Genomic DNA, 17,869 nt, shown 5'->3' with positions numbered 1-17,869 from the left:
AAAAGGCGGCCCCACTGCACGGGGCCGCCGGAGGGGAATCTCAGAACCGATGGACCGTCATTGACGGACGCGGCCGGTTCAGAAGTTCCAGGTCACCACCAGATTCGTATAGCGCGGTGCCTGCCAATTGGTGCCTTCGCCGAAGTAAGGCATCTTTGTCCCCGGGGTGCTCTCGTAGCGGGAGTGCACATTGACCACGGTCTGCCGGTTGAGCAGGTTGTACACCGACAGGCGAGCCTTCAGGTCGATGCCTTCCACCGGCAAGGTCCACATCACGCTGGCCCCCATGTCGATCACCCAGGGCATGCGGCCGAAGGCGCCGCGTCCGGAATACTCCAGCTCGCGGGTCGCCCAGGTCGAGCAGTTGGCCTTGCACAGCCACCCGGAGCCACCGCCACTGTATTCACCCGGGCCACCGGCATTGCGGTTGTCGTCCGGCCACACCACGCCGAACGCGGTGATCGGGCCGCCCGAGCGGGCCGACAGCGTGCTGCCGAAGGACCATTGCTCATTGAGCTTGAAGGTGCCGCGCAGCTTGAACTGGTGGCGGGCGTCATTGAAGGTGACACCGAAACGCTCGTTGACGGCCGGGTGATCGTAGTACTGCACCAGGTTGGTGTCGTTGTAGCCGGTATCCGAATTGACCGGCCCTTCGATATTGCCCTCGCTCTTGGACAGCAGGTAGCTGGCATTGAACGACCACTTGTCATTCCAGGCACGGTCAACCTGGAACTCCAGCGCCTTGTAGGTACGCTTGGGACGCTTGTAGCCCATGATGTTGCCACTGCCCAGGGCTTTGTAGCCGTCCTTGGACGAATCCAGCGTCACCCAGCTCTCGGTATCCGGGCACCACAGCTGATTGGTTTCACCCGGGTTGATGATCGGCCAATCTCCGGAATACCAGGCGCAGCCTTCCACATGGTTGATGCGCGCATCTTCCACCGCACGCGTCATACGGCGGTAGGTGGCGTTCACGCCGTAGGACCATTCCTCGTTGATCGCCTGCTGGAAGCCCAGGATGTATTCGTCCTGGAAGACCTGCTTCAGGTCACGCGCCACCGCCGTGCGCACATCCGTCGGTGCCGGGGCATTGCCATCGGTGTTCACCGGGCCGATCTGCTGGCCGAGCACCGGAACCAGGTAGGTATTGCCGGTCGAGCTCTGCTTCTGTGCCCAGCCATTGAGCGCATAGTAGGTGTGCTCGTCGGTGGTACCACCACCGAAATAGTCGGCGATCTTGTTGGTGAGCGGGGTGTAGTAGCGGCCGGCGTTACCAAACACCTTCATCGAGCCATCGCCCTTCACGTCCCAGCTGAAGCCCAGGCGCGGGGAGATCATGTCGGTGAACTTGCTCTTGGCAAAGGTCGCACCGGAAGCCAGCTTGTTGTGGAACTGGTCAAAGCGTACGCCAAGGTTCAACAGCAGGTTCGGCGTGACGTTCCAGTTGTCTTCCACGTAGAACGCCTGCGCCTTGGTGCTCACCGGCGAGCCGGTAACCTTGTAACGCGCATCGATGATGTCGGTGACGCCGGGTGGCAGCACCACGCCATTGACCGAACTACCGGCGTTCACCACCAGTGCCTGGTACATGAACCCGTCGCCCGGATAGACCACCGAGCTGTCCGAATCCATCACCTCCTGGTCCATGCCGAAGCGGACCAGGTGATCGCCCAAGGTCCATTCGAAGTCCAGGCGCGCCGCCTCTCGCTTGTCCTCGCGGCTGCTGATGGCGGCGTTGGTCGGGTGGCAGCCCTCGTTGGTCTTGGGGCCGTACTTCTTGGTGTAGCTGGACGCCAGGGTGATGATGCTGCACTCGGCATCCAGCGGGCTGTTGCTCATGGCACTGCGCTTGTTGACACCGTACATCGCCTTGGCGACAAAGTTGTCGGTGAGGCTGCCGGTATAGGTCAACGACCAGTTGTCGCCACCGGAGGAACCGCTGCTCTGGCCGCTGGAATCACCAAAGAGGTTGGTATCCCAGTTGTAGTTCTCATAACTGGTGGTGACCGAATCGGCCTTGTCCGAGAATGCCAGCAGCTCCAGGCGGTTGTTGTCGTTGATGTACCAGTCGAGCTTGGTGCCCCAGAAATCGTTGTTGCTCTTGGTCTTCCACGCCTCGGTGGTGTCCACGTCCTGGGATTTGCTGTCGCGGTTCTCGTACATCGCGAAGAAGAACAGCTTGTCCTTCATGATCGGACCGGAAGCCCACACATTGGTCTTCGTCAGCGGGCTGCGATCACGGCTGGTACGGTCGCGCTCGTCGATGGTGCCGTCACTATGGAAATGATCCTTCTTCGCCGAAGCCCATGCCGAGGGCTCCATGGTGACTTCGACGCCGCCCTTGAACTCGTTGCTGCCGGAACGGGTGATGGCGTTGATGACGCCACCGGTGCTGCGGCCGAACTCGGCCGAGTAGCCTCCGGTCTTGATCTGGAACTCTTCGTAGAAATTGAAGGGCACCGTCGAGAAGCCCTGGCGACGATAGGGGTCGGTGACGTTCAGCCCGTTGATGTAGGCCACGTTCTCGGCGACGGAGGAGCCGCCGAAGCTCAAGCCGCCGAAGCTTGAGCCCGAGCTCACCACGCCCGGCGCCAGCAACGCGACCGCGGCCACGCTCTGGTCCACCGGCATGCGCGAAAGCTCTTCGCGGTTGATGTTGAACGAGGACTCGGTCGAGTACACGTCCACGCGGTTGACGATGCGAGAACCGAGCACCTGCACCGAATCCAGAGTCACCGCGCCGCCGGCGGTGGCGCCACCGAGGTTGACCGTGGTGGTGCCGCCCAGCGACACGTTCACGCCCAGCGGTTCCTTGTCGGTCTCGCCATCACGCTTGACCTGCAGGCTGTAGTCGCCGACCGGCAGCTGGCTCAGGCGGTAGGCACCATCGGCGCCGACGGTCACGGTACGGGTCAGACCGGTGGCCTTGTTGGTGATGGTGATCTGGTCACCGGAACTTGCCCGGCCGGCGATCGCACCGGTGGCACTCTGTGCCATCGCGCTCGGCGCCAACGCCCCCAGGCACGCGCCCAGCGCAACCGCCAAAGCCGCTTTCTTCAACATTTTCGTGTTCATCCCCTGCTCTCTCCTGCAGATATTGAAAGTACCGCGCAAAACAACTTGTTATGCCGCTGCCCGTGGCACAGCCGGTCACTGGCAGTGGGAGTTCCCCTGATCGAAACGGAAAGGCTGCCTGTCCCGGCGCTCCAGCAGGCGACCGCGTTGCCCACCCTCGCCCGGCTCGCCTGTCGCTCCCTCCGACATGCCGACCGTCAGGCCCGGCAACGCACCGCCCGGACATCGATTGGCGGGAAGCAACGGGATGAAGATTTGGCGAATGGCTGGATCCACGGCAACACTTCTCTGGTGCAGGGTGGTGACGGCTGTGTACCACGCACCCGACAGCCGGTCAATAATTTATTCTTGCTTTAATTGGCGAAAGGAATAAATATTCCAAGGCACCATCAGAGGGGAACGCTCCAATGACCACCATTCCGGCGCAGCTGTTGCACCGACGCCTCGCCCCGCTGACCCGGGCCCTGATTCTTGCCACGGCGCTGTGCGCCGGACCGGCGTTCGCGCTGACCCTGTCACCGCCCAAGCCGGCCGCGCAGGCACCCGCCTACGCCGGCATCATCGGACTGGAGGAACGCCTGCTGGCGCCGCAGCCGTGGATCGCCCAACTGCCCGATGCCGACAAGCTGATCCTGGACCGCGCCGCCATCGCCGCGCAGAACGCGCGCATGCGCCAGCTCGACACTTCGATCATCGACCTGCGCGCCCTGCCGGCGACACTGCCGGAAGTACTGGTGCGCGAGCACATCGACGGCATCTCCCGCCTGCCAACCCGCCCGCTGTACGACGTGCAGGGCAAGCGGGTCGGCGCCGACCAGCTGCGCGCGATCAGCGACAACTTGGCGCTGGAGCGCATTCCGGCAAGCCGCCCGATCCAGTACGGGCTGGTGGTGCACCGCGCCGCGCTGCGTGCTTTCCCCACGGCGCTGCGGGTGTTCAGCAGCCAGGGCGACACCGACATCGACCGTTTCCAGGAGTCGGCGCTGTTCCCCGGCGACGCGGTGGCGGTGCTGCATGAAAGCGCCGACGGCCAATGGGTGTTCGTCGCCAGCGAACGCTACGCGGCATGGATGGAGAAGCGTTTCATCGGGATCGGCAGCGCCGGGCAGGTGTTCGGTTACGGCGCGCAAGGGCCGTACCGGGTGATCACCGCGGGCAAGGCCTTCACCGCACACACACCGGAGGAACCGCGTGTGTCCAACCTGCAGCTGGAGATGGGCGTGCGCGTGCCGGTGCTGGCCGACTGGCCGGCGATGGAGCCGGTCAACGGCCAGCAGGCCCATGCCGGCCATGTGATCCAGCTGCCGGTGCGCAACGACGATGGCAGTCTCGGCTTCGCACCGGCGCTGCTGCCGCGTTCGCAAGAGTCTTCCGACGACTACCTGCCGCTGACCCAGGCCAACCTGATCACCCAGGCGTTCAAGTTTCTCGGCGAGCGCTACGGCTGGGGCCATTCCTACGACACCCGCGACTGCAGCGGCTTCGTCTCGGAGATCTACCGCAGCTTTGGCGTGCTGCTGCCGCGCAACACCAGCGCGCAGGCGATCAGCCCGGCCTTGAACCGCGTTCCTTTCACCGACAAGGACAGCAAGGCCAAGCGCAGTGATGCGATCGCCGGGCTGCAGGTCGGCGACCTGGTCTACATCCCCGGCCACGTGATGATGATGCTGGGCGACGCCAATGGCCTGACCTGGGTGATCCACGACACATCCGGTGGCAGCTGGTATGGCGCCGACGGCAAGCGCGTGCACGCCAGCCTCAACGGCGTCTCGGTGACCCCGCTGCAGCCGATGATGGCCAGCGACACCGCCAGCTATATCGACCGCATCACCAACATCCAGCGCATCCGCCCGCAAGACACCAAATGAAGATCACCGACATCGAACTGGGCATGCTCCGCGTGCCACTGAAAACACCGTTCAAGACCGCATTGCGCACCGTGGAATCGGTGGAGGATGTGGTGGTTCTGGTGCGCACCGACACCGGCCATACCGGCTACGGCGAGGCCCCGGCCACGGCGGTGATCACCGGCGACACCCACGGCTCGATCATCGAAGCCATCAACAGCTTCATCAAGCCGCGCCTGATCGGCGAGGACATCGGCAACCTCAACCGGATCTGTGGCCTGATCCAGTCCTCGCTGGAACGCAACACCAGCGCCAAGGCGGCCGTGGAAATCGCCATCTACGACCTGTGGGCGCAGCTGCACGGCGCGCCGCTGTACCAGATGCTGGGCGGCGGCGACCCGGTGATCACCACCGACATCACCATCAGCGTGGACTACATCGACAAGATGGTGGCCGACTCGCTGTCGGCACTGGACCGCGGCTTCGAATCGCTGAAGATCAAGGTCGGCAAGGACATCGGCCTGGACATCGAGCGGGTCAAGGCGATCCACGCCGCGGTCGAAGGTCGCGCCCTGCTGCGCCTGGATGCCAACCAGGGCTGGACCGCCAAGCAGGCGGTGTACGCGATGAACGCGCTGGAGAACGCCGGCGTGGTGCTGGAACTGCTCGAGCAACCGGTCAAGGCCAACGACATCGCCGGCATGAAGTACGTCACCGAACGGGTCAACACGCCGGTGATGGCCGATGAGAGCGTGTTCAGCCCGCACCAGGTGTTCGACCTGATCCAGCAGGGCGCCGCGGACATCATCAACATCAAGCTGATGAAGACCGGCGGCATCTCCAACGCGATCAAGATCGCCGACATCGCCGCGCTGTACGGCGTGCCGTGCATGATCGGGTGCATGCTCGAATCGAGCATCAGCGTTGCCGCCGCCGTGCACCTGGCGGTGGCCAAGTCCGGTGCGATCAGCAAGGTCGATCTGGATGGTCCGTCGCTGAGCCAGTTCAACCCGGTCGAAGGCGGGGTGATCTTCAACGAATCGGAGATCAGCATCACCAATGCGCCCGGCCTGGGCATCATCGAAGTGCGCGGCCTGGAGATGATCGCCGCATGATCGCGATGGCAGCGGCAACCGTTCTCTCTCCGGTTGCCGCTGCCGTCTGCGGACCACGGCCTGCCCGCGGCGGCGTCCCCCTCATCGCCATGAGGCGCCACGGCCGGCCGCAATCCCGTAGAGTCGCCCCCAGCCCAACCGCCGATCGCTCATGGCCCCGCTGCTGAAAATCCGCGCAGAACGCGAACACATGTCGGCGATCGAACGTCGCATCGCCGATTTCATCCTCGACAACGCCCACCTGCTGCGCGACTACTCCTCGCAGCAGCTGGCCAATGCGCTGGATATCAGCCAGTCCAGCGTGGTCAAGTTCAGCCAGAAGCTGGGCTTCAAGGGCTACCCGGACCTGAAGTATTCGGTCGGTGCCGCGGTGGCGGCGGCCGGCAACGGCGAGAGCACGCGCTGGCCGCCGGAGGAGCAGGCCGGCGGCTATCTGCTGGCGGCCGAGACCCTGCGCCGCGCCAAGGCCGGCGCCGAAGAGGAAACCATGGCGGCCAATCCGCAGGCCGATGTGGAAGCGGTGATCGCGCTGATCGATACCGCACCGAAGGTCTTCATCTATGGGCTGGGCGACGACGGCCTGTACGCGCGCGAGTTCGCGATGCGGCTGTCGCTGCTGGGCATCCTCACCGTGCAGCACGCCGATCCGATTTTGATGACCGCCAATCTGTCGGCCGCGCGCGCGGGCGATGTGATGCTGGTGTTTTCCGAGTTCGGCAAACTGCCGCAGCTGTGGCAACTATCGCGGCAGTTCCAGGAGGTCGGTGGCAAGGTGGTGTCGATCACCCGCCATACCGCCAACCCGCTGCGCGCGCATGCCGATGCGGCGCTGGCGATATGCGCGCACGACCCGCAGCCGCAGATCGCGCAGCTGCTGTACCGTTGCTCGCTGCAGTACCTGCTGGATTTCGTGTTCGTGCTGCTGTGCCAGTCCAATCCGGACCGCCAGCGGCAGCTGGCATTGAACCAGGAACGCATCCAGCAACTGATCGACAACTGATGACCGGAGCCGCCGCCATGTCTTTTCTGTTCCGTTCCACCACCCGATGGCTGCTGTCCGTGCTGGCCTGCGTGGGACTTGCATCGAACGCCAGTGCCACGCCGCTGGACAACGCCCGCCAGCTGATCGTGGTCACCACCCCCTCATGGGAAGCGTCCTCCGGCCAGTTGCAGGCGTTCGAGCGCACGGAAAACGGCTGGCGGGCGCACGGCGCCGGTTTCGAGGTGGCCCTGGGCCGCAGCGGCAGCGCCTGGGGGATCGGCCTGCATCCGCAACAGAACGGCGGCCCGCAGAAACGCGAGGGCGACGGCCGCAGCCCGGCCGGCATCTTCGCCATCGGCCCGGCGTTCGGTTATGCCGGTCATCTCGGCACCGCACTGCCCTACCAGCCGATGCTGGCCACCAGTTACTGCATGGATGTACCGGCCTCGCCGCTGTACAACCGCATCGTCGATGCCGCCAAGGTCGGCACCGGGGCGGTGAAAGGCTCCACCGAGGCGATGCGCCTGGACCTGCACAACAACGGCGATGTGCGCTACCGCGAAGGTTTCGTCATCGGGCACAACCCGGGCAACGTGGCCGGACAGGGCAGCTGTATCTTCGCGCACCTGTGGCGCACCGCGGGCGAAGCCACCGCCGGCTGCACCGCGATGGCACCCCGGCAGATGAGCGATCTTCTGGCCTGGCTCACGCCTGACGCCACCCCGCTGTTTGTGCTGTTGCCGCACGCCGAATACGAACGCCTGCAGTCCGGCTGGGGCCTGCCGGCGCGGGTGGAGGCCGCACATTGAGCACGCCCGCACGCCGCTTCACCCTCTCGGCCCCGGTCAAGGTGCTGATCGCGCTGCTGATCGCCGCAATCGTGGGCCTGTCGCTGACCGCCTATGACCCGGCGCTGGCACTGCGGATTGCCGATGTGCTGCGCCCGATCGGCCGGCTGTGGCTCAACGCCCTGCAGATGACCGTGGTGCCGCTGGTCACCGCGCTGGTGATCGTGGGCGTCAACACCGCCAGCAATGCCGCCGCCTCCGGGCGTACCGCGCGCAACGCGATCATCGTGTTCCTGGTCCTGCTGGTGGGCTCGGCCGCGTTCTCCGCGGTCATCACCCCGGCGTTGCTGGATCTGCTGCCGCGCGATGCCGACAACATCCAGGCCTTCCGCGACGCGCTGCGTTCGCCCACCACTGCGGCCACCCCGCCCAGCGCCGCGCAGTGGATCAGCTCCTTGATCCCCAGCAACGCGCTGGCGGCGGCCGCCTCCAGCGCGATGCTGCCGCTGGTGGCCTTTGCGATGTTCTTCGGCTTTGCATTGAGCCGCCAGGAACCGGAGCGCCGCGACCGCATCCTGGACATCATCCGCATCATCGCCGACACCATGATCACCATCGTGCGCTGGGTGCTGTGGGCCGCACCGGTGGGCGTGTTTGCGCTGGTGTTCGTGGTCTGCGCCGAAGTGGGCATGAGCATCCTCGGCGTGCTGGGCTACTACATCGTGCTGATGTGCGTGATCTACATCCTGATCACCCTGCTGCTGTACGTGGTGGCCCGCTTCGCCGCCGGCGAGCCGTTCGGCCGCTTTGCCCGTGCGCTGGTGCCGGTGCAGGTGATTGCCGGCAGCACGCAGTCGTCACTGGCCTCGCTGCCGGCCATGATCGACAGCGCGCGCAACCGCCTGGGCTATCCGGCCGGGCTCACCTCGCTGGTGCTGCCGATGGCGGTGTCGCTGTTCCGCATCACCAGCCCGGCGCAGTACATCGCCGTGGCCAGTTTCATCGCCTGGCTGTATGGCATCGACGTGCACGCCTCGCAGTACGCGGTGGCGGTGCTGCTGGCCGCGGCGATCAGCATGGGCTCCACCGGCCTGCCCGGCCAGGCCAATTTCATGACCAACAACCTGCCCATCACCCAGAGCCTGGGGCTGCCGGTGGAACCGCTGGGCGTGCTGCTGGCGGTAGACACCATCCCCGATGTGTTCTGCACCATCGGCAACGCCACCGGTGGCGTCACTGCCACCGGCATCGTCGCCAGGCACACGCCAGCGGATCCCCAAGCGGCTGCGGAAAGCTGAGCGAGGCGGGGCACCGACACGGCGCCCCGACATGCGGTACAACACGCCCCTGGACATCGCTTCCCGCCACTGGAGATCCCCATGCCCCGTTCCACGCTGCTGGCCATGACCCTGGCTCTGGCCCCGATCCTGTTCACCAGCGCCTGCGCCGCCGCACCCGATCCCGCTGCCGACGCGGCGGTGAAAGCCGCGCACTGGCCTTTCGCCGTCACCGACGTCGCCCGCTTCCGCGAGCCGTGGGCGATGACGTTCCTGCCAGATGGCAGCCTGCTCATCACCGAGAAGGGCGGCAAGCTGATCCATTTCGACCCTGCCAGCGGCAACCGCGGCGTGGTGAGCGGCACACCGGCCGTGGCCTATGGCGGCCAGGGCGGTTTCGGCGATGTGGTCGCGCATCCGCAGTTCGCCGGCAACGGGCTGGTCTACTACAGCTACGCCGAGGAAGGCGATGGCGACACTCGCGGCGCGGCGGTGGCACGCGCCAAACTGGTGCTCGATGCCGACGGCGGCGGCCAACTGCGCGAGGCGCAGGTCATCTGGCGACAGACCCCGAAAGTCAGTGGCGGCGGCCACTACGGCCATCGTTTGGCGTTTGGTCCGGATGGCAAGTTGTGGATCAGCTCCAGTGAACGGCAGAAGTTCGATCCGGCCCAGGACATGAAGGCCAATCTGGGCAAGATCATCCGCCTCAATGACGATGGCGGCATTCCCGCGGACAATCCGTTCGTGGCCCAAGGCGCGCCGGCCGACCAGGTATGGTCACTGGGCCATCGCAATGCGCTGGGCCTGGCATTCGATGCCAACGGCAGACTGTGGGAACACGAGATGGGCCCCAGGGGCGGTGATGAGCTGAACCTGATCCAGCGCGGCGGCAACTATGGCTATCCCATCGTCTCCAACGGCGACCACTACGACGGTCGCGATATTCCCGACCATGACACCCGCCCGGAATTCATCGCCCCGGTAGTGACCTGGCGGCAGGTGATCTCACCGGCCGGTTTCATCATCTACAACGGTGCGCTGTTCCCGCAGTGGCAGGGCAGCGGCTTCATCGGCGGGCTTTCGTCCAAGTCGCTGGTGCGGGTGGCCTTTGATGGCGAGAAGGCCCGCGAAGCCGAACGCTTCGACATGGGCCAGCGGATCCGCGAAGTGGAGCAGGGCCCGGACGGCGCCATCTGGCTGCTGGAAGACCAGAAGGATGGCCAGGGCGGCCGGCTGCTCAAACTCACGCCCAAGGCCGGCTGAGCCGCCTGCGCCTGCGCCGCCACTCCGGTGGCGCATGCGTCACGGCGTGGATTGCCGCCTCAGGGCGGCGCCAGCAGCTCGAACGTCACCGCCTCGCCACTGACGGAGGAGGCGCATACCCACACATCGAACAATCCCGGTTCGGCACGGAACTGGCCATCCACACCGGTGAACGCCAGTTGCTGGCGGTCCAGGTGGAACGTCACCGACTGCGACTGGCCCGGCGCCAGCGCGATCTTGGTGAACGCCTTCAACTCGCGCACCGGGCGCACGCGGCTGGCGACGCGGTCATGCACATACAGCTGCACCACTTCCTCGCCGGCCACGCTGCCGGTATTGGTGACCCGGGTGGTGATCCGCAATTGGCCATTCCACTCCAGCTGCGGCGCACTCAACTGCGGCGAACCGTAGGCGAAGGTGGTGTAACTGAGGCCATGGCCGAAGGCATACAGCGGTGCATTGGGAATTTCGCGCCAGCGCGCCTTGAACTCGGACATGCTCGGCAGTTCCGGGCGACCGGTCCGGGGGTGGTTGTAGTAGAACGGCTGCTGTCCGGAGACCTGCGGAAAACTGACCGGCAAACGCGCCGAGGGGTTGTAGCGGCCAAACAGCACATCGGCCACCGCATGCCCGGTCTGCGTCCCCAGATACCAGCTCACCGCGATCGCCTGCGCATCGCGGACCGCGCCCTGCAGCGCCAGTGCGCGGCCGTTGCGCAGCAGCACCACCAGCGGCTTGCCGGTCATCGCCACCGCCTCGGCCAGCGCCTGCTGCGCCGGCGGCAGGGTGATCTCCACCCGCGACTGCGCCTCGCCGCTGTACTGCTGCGGCTCGCCCAGCGCCAGTACCACCACGTCGGCGCGCAGGGCCGCGACCACCGCCTGCTCGATGCCACCGGGCAACGGGGCCTCCAGCGCACAACCGGCCACGACTTCCAGCGACGCAGGGTCTTCGAGCTGCGCCCGCAGCCCGCTGTCCAACGGCACATAGCGCGCCTTGTCGCCGAACAGCGTCCAGCAGCCTTCGATGTTGTCGCGGTCCGGACCGAACGGGCCGATCAGCGCGATCTTCTGCCCGCGCGTGCGCAGCGGCAGCAGGCCGCCGTCATTTTTCAGCAGCACGATCGAACGCCGCGCTGCCTCACGCGACAGCGCATCGTGGGCGGCGACGGGGGAACCATCGGCTTCGCGCAGCGGGTCCAGCGAGCGGTACGGATCATCGAACAGGCCAATGGCTTCTTTCAGCTGCAGCATCCGCCGCACCGATTCATCCAGCAGCGCCATCGGCACCTGCCCGCTTTCGACCAGCGCCGGCAGGTGTTCGGCATAGAAGCCGCTCTGCATGCTCAGGTCGAGCCCGGCCAGAAACGCCTTGGCGGTGGCATCGCGCTCATCGGCGGCGTAGCCGTGCGCGACCAGTTCCATGTCGGCGGTGTAATCGGACACCACCACTCCGGGAAAACCCCACTCCTGCCGCAAAATACCCGTCAGCAACGCGTGGTTGGCGCTGGCCGGCACTCCGTTGATGTCGTTGAACGCACTCATGACCGCCAGCGCGCCGGCGTCGAACGCCGCCTTGAACGGCGGCAGGTGCACATCACGCAGGGTCTGCGGGGAGATATCCACCTGCGCGTATTCCATGCCGCCCGCCACCGCGCCGTAGGCGGCAAAATGCTTGGGCGTGGCCAGCAGTGCGTCATCCGCCCGCAGGTCATCGCCCTGGAAGCCGCGCACCCGCGCCGCGGCGAAGGCGCAGCCCAGCACCACATCCTCGCCGGCACCTTCGGCGCCGCGGCCCCAGCGCTGGTCGCGGGCGATATCCACCGCCGGCGCGTAGGTCCAGTGGATACCCGCAGCGGTGGCCTCGATGGCGGTGGCGCGGGCGGTGCGGCGGGCCAGCTCCGGCTCGAAGCTGGCCGCTTCGCCCAGCGGAATCGGAAACACCGTGCGCATGCCGTGGATCACGTCGGCGGCCAGGATCACCGGAATGCCGAGCCGGCTCTGCTCCACCGCGACCTGCTGGATGCGGCGCCCGGCTTCAGCGCCGACACCGTTGAACAGCGAGCCGACCCGGCCGGCGCGCACCTGCTCGAGCACCTGCTCGGCGTTGCGCACGTTCGCCTCCGGGTTCACGTCCGGCGCGAACGGACGGACCATGTCGGCGAACACCCCCAGCTGCCCGACCTTTTCCTCCACGGTCATGCGCGCGATCAGCGATTCGATACGGTCCGAGGCCACCGGAAGTCCTTTGGGCAAGACAGCTGCAAAGCGCGGATTCTAGCGCCGCGCATGTTAAGCGCCGGGCCAGCGCGGACCTGCAGGCCACCGGCCAGCCTGGCGACACCGGCCATGCTCAGTCCCGCGGCGCCATGCGCTGCTCACGCACACTCATCAACATCGCGTCGCTGGACTCCTGGAACACCCGCAGACCGAACTCCGGCAGGATCGCCAGCAGGTGGTCGAACACATCGGACTGGGTACGTTCGTAGGTTGCCCACTCGGTGGGCGCAAAGCAGTAGATCTCCAGCGGCAGACCCTGCGGGGTGGGCGCCAGCTGGCGGACCAGCAGCGTCATGTCCTGCTTGATGTCCGGATGGCTGCGCAGATAGCGCTCGATATACGCGCGGAACGTGCCCAGGTTGGTCAAGCGGCGCGCGTTGACCGGCTCCGGGTGCTGCGCGGCCAGTTGCGCGTTCCACTGCCCCAGCTCCTGCTGCTTGCTGGCCAGGTAGTCGTCGAGCAGGTGGAACTGGCCCAGCCGCTCCAGCCCCGGCGCATCGAGAAACCGCACGCTGTGCTGGTCCAGATACAGCGAACGCTTGATCCGGCGCCCGCCCGCCTCCTGCATGCCGCGCCAGTTCTTGAACGACTCGGTGACCAGCTTCTTGGTCGGGATGGTGGTGACGGTCTTGTCGAAGTTCTGGACGGTGACGGTGTGCAGGGCGATGTCGATCACGTCGCCATCGGCGTTCTGGCTGGGCATCTCGATCCAGTCGCCGATCCGTACCCGGCCATCGCCGCTGATCTGCACGCTGGCCACCAGCGACAGGATGGTGTCCTGGAAGATCAGCATGAACACCGCCGTGGCCGCGCCTAGGCCGGTGATCACGTGCAGCAGCTTCACTCCCGCCAGCGTGGCCACGATCGACAACCCGGCCAACACGAACACCACGATCTTGGCCACCTGCAAAAAGCCCTTGATCGGCTTGTTGCGCGCATCGGCGCGGCGCTCGTAGAACGCGTTGAACGCATCCAGCGCATGCGACACCGCCAACGCGATGGTCAGCACGGTCCACGAGTGCGCCAGGGCCTGCAGGCCTTTGACCAGTCCCGGCGGCAGTTCCGGCACGATCGCCAGGCCGACGGCAATCACCACCGAAGGCACGATATTGGCCAGGCGGGCGACCACCCGCAGCGAGTGATGGGCGCTGTGCTGCGGGCCGGAGAAGCGCTCGATCACCTTGCGCAGACCACGCAGCAGGATGTGCTTGGTGAGAAAGTTGGCCAGCCAGGCCAGCAGCAGCAGGGCCACCAGCACCACCGCCGGATAGGCCATGGGATACGGCGCCAGCAGGTTTTCCAACTGGTCCAGCCAACGGATTCCGATTACCGCCATCGCGTGTTGTTCCTCTTGTTGGGATTGCAGCAACGCACCTCCAGCCCCCGCCGCGGATGGGCCGGGCCGTCGCAGGTGGCGACCAGAAGGAGGGCGTGCCGCTGCCGCGCCCGGCCCACCGCCGGACGTGGCAAAGTCAGGCGGGATTTCAGTCTGCCGCGCGCGTGCGCTCGATGATCACGCCGACCGCGCGAGCGCCACGCACCGCACCGGGCTTGCTCAGCTTCAACCGCAGCCAGTGCACGTTGAACTCGTCCAGCACGATCTGCGCGCAACGCTCGGCCAGTGTTTCCACCAGGCCGAAATCGGAGGCGCGCACGAACTCCATCAGGCGCTTGCTCACCGCCTTGTAGTTGAGCGTGTCGACGATGTCGTCGCTGGCGGCAGGCTTGCGGTTGTCAAAGCCCATTTCCAGATCGAACACCAGCGTCTGGCGGATACGCCGCTCCCAGTCGTAGATGCCGATCAGGGCGTCGATTTCCAGCCCTTCGATGAATACCTTGTCCATTGCATCCGTCGCAGTGAATGAATGGCCATGGTAACGGCAGCTTGCTGAGTCTGCGGTGGATGCTGACGGCACTTGGCCAAATACGCGGGTTTTCGTGCCCATTGGCCGCCTTCATCGGGAAGACGGCCATCTGTGCCGCAGCGTTGCTCATGTGCCGGCGTGCAGCGGCGGCAGCGTGGCCATATCCCAGCGCGGAGTGACCTTGATCTCGGCCGGACTGTGCTGGCCGGCCTGCAGGCGCAGGGCACCGGCAAAGGCGATCATCGCGCCGTTGTCGGTGCACAGTGCCGGACGCGGGAAACACACCCGGCCGCCACGGCGCTGCGCCGCATCCTGCAGCTTGGCGCGCAACCGCTTGTTGGCGCCGACACCGCCAGCGACCACCAGCACATCGCAGCCGGCCGCATCCAGCGCACGTCCGCACTTGATGGCCAGCGTGTCGACCACCGCATCCTCGAAACCACGCGCGATGTCGGCACGGGTCTGCTCACTCTGGTCACTGTCGCGCCAGGCCAGCAACACCTGGGTCTTGAGACCGGAAAAACTGAAATCCAGCCCCGGGCGGTCGGTCATCGGACGGGCGAACTTGTAACGCCCGGGCGTACCGGTCTCGGCCAGCCTGGCCAGCTGCGGCCCGCCCGGATACGGCAGACCCATCAATTTGGCGGTCTTGTCGAAGGCCTCACCGGCGGCATCGTCCAGGGTTTCGCCGAGCAGGCGGTACCTGCCGATCGCGTCGACCGCGATCAGCTGGGTATGGCCACCGGACACCAGCAGCGCCACGAACGGCGGCTCCGGCGGATCATCCTCCATCAGCGGCGCCAGCAGGTGCCCTTCCATGTGGTGTACGCCGATGGCCGGCACGTCCAGCCCCCAGGCCAGCGCGCGTGCCACCCCTGCACCCACCAGCAGCGCGCCGACCAGACCGGGCCCAGCCGTGTAGGCCACCCCGTCGATCTCGGACATGGCGATGCCGGCCTCGTCCAGGGTCTGCCGGATCAGCGGCAGGGTCTTGCGGACGTGGTCGCGGCTGGCCAGTTCCGGCACCACTCCACCGTATTCAGCGTGCAGCGCGATCTGGCTGTAGACCGCATGGGCGCGCAGCGCCGCCGCACCGGACAGGCCGGTGTCGTACACCGCCACGCCGGTCTCATCGCAGGATGATTCAATACCGAGAACTTTCATGCCACTATTGTGGACCTGCGCGGAGGTCTTGGCGATGCATCAAGATCCGCCCGCAGCCTTGCAGCGGCGGGCTCGCCGCCACTGGCCGCGCGTAGGCGGATGACCTGCTTGGCCCTGCCCTCTTGCATGGCTCGCCAAAGCCGATATAATGCGCGGCTCGCCGGGCGTGACCCGGTTTCATTGTGTCCCGGAGATTCCATGCCCAGCGTTAAAGTCCGCGAGAACGAGCCCTTCGAGTTTGCTCTCCGCCGCTTCAAGCGCACTTGCGAAAAGGCCGGTGTGCTGGCCGAAACCCGCAAGCGCGAGTTCTATGAAAAGCCGACCCAGGAACGCAAGCGCAAGGCTGCTGCCGCCGTGAAGCGCCAGCTGCGTCGTTCCTCGCGTGACGTTACCAAGCGTCAGCGGCTGTACTGATCGTACGTGACTCCTGAACGGGGGGCTCTGGCCTTCCGTCCTGGAGTAAAAGCCGGCACGCGCAAGCGTGGCCGGCTTTTCGCGTTCGCGGCGCTTGACTATTCCCAGCGCCTCACCGTATTCCCGATCCCGCAACGAGGTGATCCATGAGCCTGAAGCAACAGCTGACCGATGACATGAAAGCCGCCATGAAGGCCGGCGACAAGCACTCCCTGGGCGTGATCCGCCTGATCAACGCGGCCATCAAGCAGCGGGAAGTGGACGAGCGCATCGAGCTGGACGACGCCGCGGTGATCGCCGTGCTCGACAAGATGGTCAAGCAGCGCAAGGACTCGGTGACCCAGTTCGAAGCCGCCAACCGTGAAGACCTGGCCGCCATCGAGCGCGACGAGATCGGGGTGATCGAGCGCTACGTGCCGGCGAAGATGGGCGAGGCCGAGATCCAGGCCGCCATCACCGCCGCCATCGCCGAAACCGGCGCCAGCAGCGCCGCCGACATGGGCAAGCTGATGGGCGTGCTCAAGCCCAAGCTGGCCGGCCAGGCCGATATGGGCCTGGTGTCCAAGCTGGTCAAGCAGGCCTTTGCCGGCTGAACCGGCCCGCCCGCGCTGTCCCGACAAGGCCCGCCAACGCGGGCCTTGTCGTTTGCGCAACTGCCGCAGACCCGCCAGCACAGCGCTCCGGAGCCCTCGGTATGGAACATGAAGCACGCTCCGGAACCCTGCCTTCCCGCCCCTACGGCGGCAACGCCACGCAGTTCCCGACGCCACGCCCGGCACCGGCGTTTCATCCCGGCCCACGCCCGCTTTTGCTAGAACAACGCCCTGCCTTCAGCCGAGACCACCGATGCCAGCGAGCCGCCCCGCTTTGCACACCTTCAAATCCCGCCTGGAACGCCTGCAGCAGAGCCTGCCGGCCGCACTGGTACGCCGCTTCATCGACACCGATGTGATGACCCAGGCCGCCTCGCTGGCGTTCTACACCCTGCTGTCACTGGCCCCGCTGCTGATACTGCTGTTGTGGCTGACCGCCTCGCTGTATCCGCCCGCGCAGCAGGCGCTGATCGATCAGATCGTGTCGCTGGCCGGGCCCAGCGTTGCCGCGGTGGCGCAGACCGTGATCGCCAATGCCCGCGCCCAGCCCGATCTGGGCTCGCTGGCCGGGATCTGGAGCCTGGCTTTGCTGTTGATCGGCGCCACCGTCGTGTTCGCGCAGCTGCAGGCGGCACTGAACCTGATTTTCCGTACCGATTCGACCCGCTTTGACGGCTTTGCCGGCTGGCTGAAGAAACGCGTGTTCTCCGCCGGCGTAGTGCTGGCGCTGGGCTTTCTGCTGATCGTCTCGATGGTCGCCACCACCGCGCTGCAGGTGGTCTTCGCCCAACTGCCCTCCTTGCTGCCGGCGGTGGGCTACACCACGACGCTGCTGCTGTACGCACTGGGTTTTGCCTTCCTCTACCACTACCTGCCCGACCGCCCGGTCGACTGGCGCCAGGCCTTTCTCGGCGGCGCGATCACCGCGGCGCTGTTCACCTTTGGCCGCTACGCGATCGGCCTGTACCTGGCCAATACCGCGCCCGGCAGCGCCTACGGCTCGATGGGCGCACTGGTGATCATGCTGGTCTGGGTCTACTACGCCAGCGTGGTGTTCTTCGCCGGTGCACTGATCACCGCGGTGATCGACGAACGCGCCCATGTCGCGCGCAGGACTGCCACCGCGCCTGCCGGGGCCACCGCACCCTAGTACACTTGCATCACTCTTTTGCCATGACCGCCTTACGGTGGTGTGTTCTTTCGC

At 66.1% G+C, this 17,869-nt stretch carries 14 protein-coding genes; 9 read left to right on the top strand and 5 right to left on the bottom strand.

Annotated features, from left to right (window positions below; genetic code table 11):
• Nucleotides 1-78: 78 nt before the first annotated feature.
• Entirely contained in the window at nucleotides 79-3,075 is a 2,997-nt protein-coding gene (locus ACVOMC_RS05245) for a TonB-dependent receptor (RefSeq protein ID WP_481523093.1), read from the bottom strand.
• Nucleotides 3,076-3,482: 407 nt separating this feature from the next.
• On the opposite strand from ACVOMC_RS05245, the gene ACVOMC_RS05240 reads away from it, so the two are divergent.
• From ACVOMC_RS05240 to ACVOMC_RS05215, 6 genes are all read left to right on the top strand, one after another.
• Entirely contained in the window at nucleotides 3,483-4,943 is a 1,461-nt protein-coding gene (locus ACVOMC_RS05240; RefSeq protein ID WP_481523092.1) for a C40 family peptidase, read from the top strand.
• Nucleotides 4,940-6,037, top strand: a complete 1,098-nt coding sequence (locus ACVOMC_RS05235) for a dipeptide epimerase (RefSeq protein ID WP_054659146.1) — start codon at nucleotides 4,940-4,942, stop codon at nucleotides 6,035-6,037. Before ACVOMC_RS05240 ends, ACVOMC_RS05235 begins: the two co-directional genes overlap by 4 nt.
• Before the next feature lie 151 nt (nucleotides 6,038-6,188).
• On the top strand, nucleotides 6,189-7,037 hold the full coding sequence (locus ACVOMC_RS05230) for a MurR/RpiR family transcriptional regulator (protein WP_057506610.1): 849 nt from the start codon (nucleotides 6,189-6,191) through the stop codon (nucleotides 7,035-7,037).
• A gap of 17 nt (nucleotides 7,038-7,054) precedes the next feature.
• The gene (locus tag ACVOMC_RS05225; RefSeq protein WP_481523091.1) at nucleotides 7,055-7,828 is read left to right on the top strand and encodes a L,D-transpeptidase family protein; all 774 of its coding nucleotides are present in this window, start codon (nucleotides 7,055-7,057) and stop codon (nucleotides 7,826-7,828) included.
• On the top strand, nucleotides 7,825-9,105 hold the full coding sequence (locus tag ACVOMC_RS05220; protein WP_481523090.1) for a dicarboxylate/amino acid:cation symporter: 1,281 nt from the start codon (nucleotides 7,825-7,827) through the stop codon (nucleotides 9,103-9,105). Before ACVOMC_RS05225 ends, ACVOMC_RS05220 begins: the two co-directional genes overlap by 4 nt.
• 81 nt (nucleotides 9,106-9,186) lie before the next feature.
• Nucleotides 9,187-10,350, top strand: coding sequence for a PQQ-dependent sugar dehydrogenase (locus ACVOMC_RS05215; RefSeq protein ID WP_481523089.1), 1,164 nt, complete (start codon nucleotides 9,187-9,189; stop codon nucleotides 10,348-10,350).
• A 59-nt stretch (nucleotides 10,351-10,409) separates the two neighbouring features.
• On the opposite strand, the gene ACVOMC_RS05210 is transcribed toward ACVOMC_RS05215, so the two are convergent.
• The 4 genes from ACVOMC_RS05210 to tsaD form a co-directional block, all read right to left on the bottom strand.
• Nucleotides 10,410-12,587: a glycoside hydrolase family 3 N-terminal domain-containing protein gene (locus ACVOMC_RS05210; RefSeq protein WP_481523323.1), complete on the bottom strand. Its 2,178-nt coding sequence runs from the start codon at nucleotides 12,585-12,587 to the stop codon at nucleotides 10,410-10,412.
• A gap of 115 nt (nucleotides 12,588-12,702) precedes the next feature.
• On the bottom strand, nucleotides 12,703-13,965 hold the full coding sequence (locus ACVOMC_RS05205) for a mechanosensitive ion channel family protein (RefSeq protein WP_481523088.1): 1,263 nt from the start codon (nucleotides 13,963-13,965) through the stop codon (nucleotides 12,703-12,705).
• Nucleotides 13,966-14,113: 148 nt separating this feature from the next.
• Complete coding sequence (gene folB, locus ACVOMC_RS05200; RefSeq protein WP_054660366.1) at nucleotides 14,114-14,473, bottom strand: dihydroneopterin aldolase; 360 nt, start codon at nucleotides 14,471-14,473, stop codon at nucleotides 14,114-14,116.
• Nucleotides 14,474-14,620: 147 nt separating this feature from the next.
• Complete coding sequence (tsaD, locus tag ACVOMC_RS05195; RefSeq protein WP_057506608.1) at nucleotides 14,621-15,658, bottom strand: tRNA (adenosine(37)-N6)-threonylcarbamoyltransferase complex transferase subunit TsaD; 1,038 nt, start codon at nucleotides 15,656-15,658, stop codon at nucleotides 14,621-14,623.
• 198 nt (nucleotides 15,659-15,856) lie between these two features.
• On the opposite strand from tsaD, the gene rpsU reads away from it, so the two are divergent.
• The 3 genes from rpsU to ACVOMC_RS05180 all read left to right on the top strand — a co-directional run bounded on the left by rpsU (nucleotide 15,857) and on the right by ACVOMC_RS05180 (nucleotide 17,815).
• Nucleotides 15,857-16,072 (top strand): 30S ribosomal protein S21, encoded by a 216-nt coding sequence (rpsU, locus tag ACVOMC_RS05190; RefSeq protein WP_002808376.1) that lies wholly within the window; start codon nucleotides 15,857-15,859, stop codon nucleotides 16,070-16,072.
• 146 nt (nucleotides 16,073-16,218) lie between these two features.
• Nucleotides 16,219-16,665 carry a GatB/YqeY domain-containing protein gene (locus ACVOMC_RS05185; RefSeq protein WP_481523087.1) on the top strand — a complete coding sequence of 149 codons (447 nt, stop codon included), beginning with the start codon at nucleotides 16,219-16,221 and terminating at the stop codon, nucleotides 16,663-16,665.
• A gap of 253 nt (nucleotides 16,666-16,918) precedes the next feature.
• Nucleotides 16,919-17,815, top strand: coding sequence for a YihY/virulence factor BrkB family protein (locus ACVOMC_RS05180; protein WP_481523086.1), 897 nt, complete (start codon nucleotides 16,919-16,921; stop codon nucleotides 17,813-17,815).
• Nucleotides 17,816-17,869 lie beyond the last annotated feature (54 nt).

The organism is Stenotrophomonas sp. STEN014, assembly GCF_056760315.1.
Note: the sequence above shows the minus strand (reverse complement) of the source record. Positions and strands in the feature narration are given on the sequence as shown.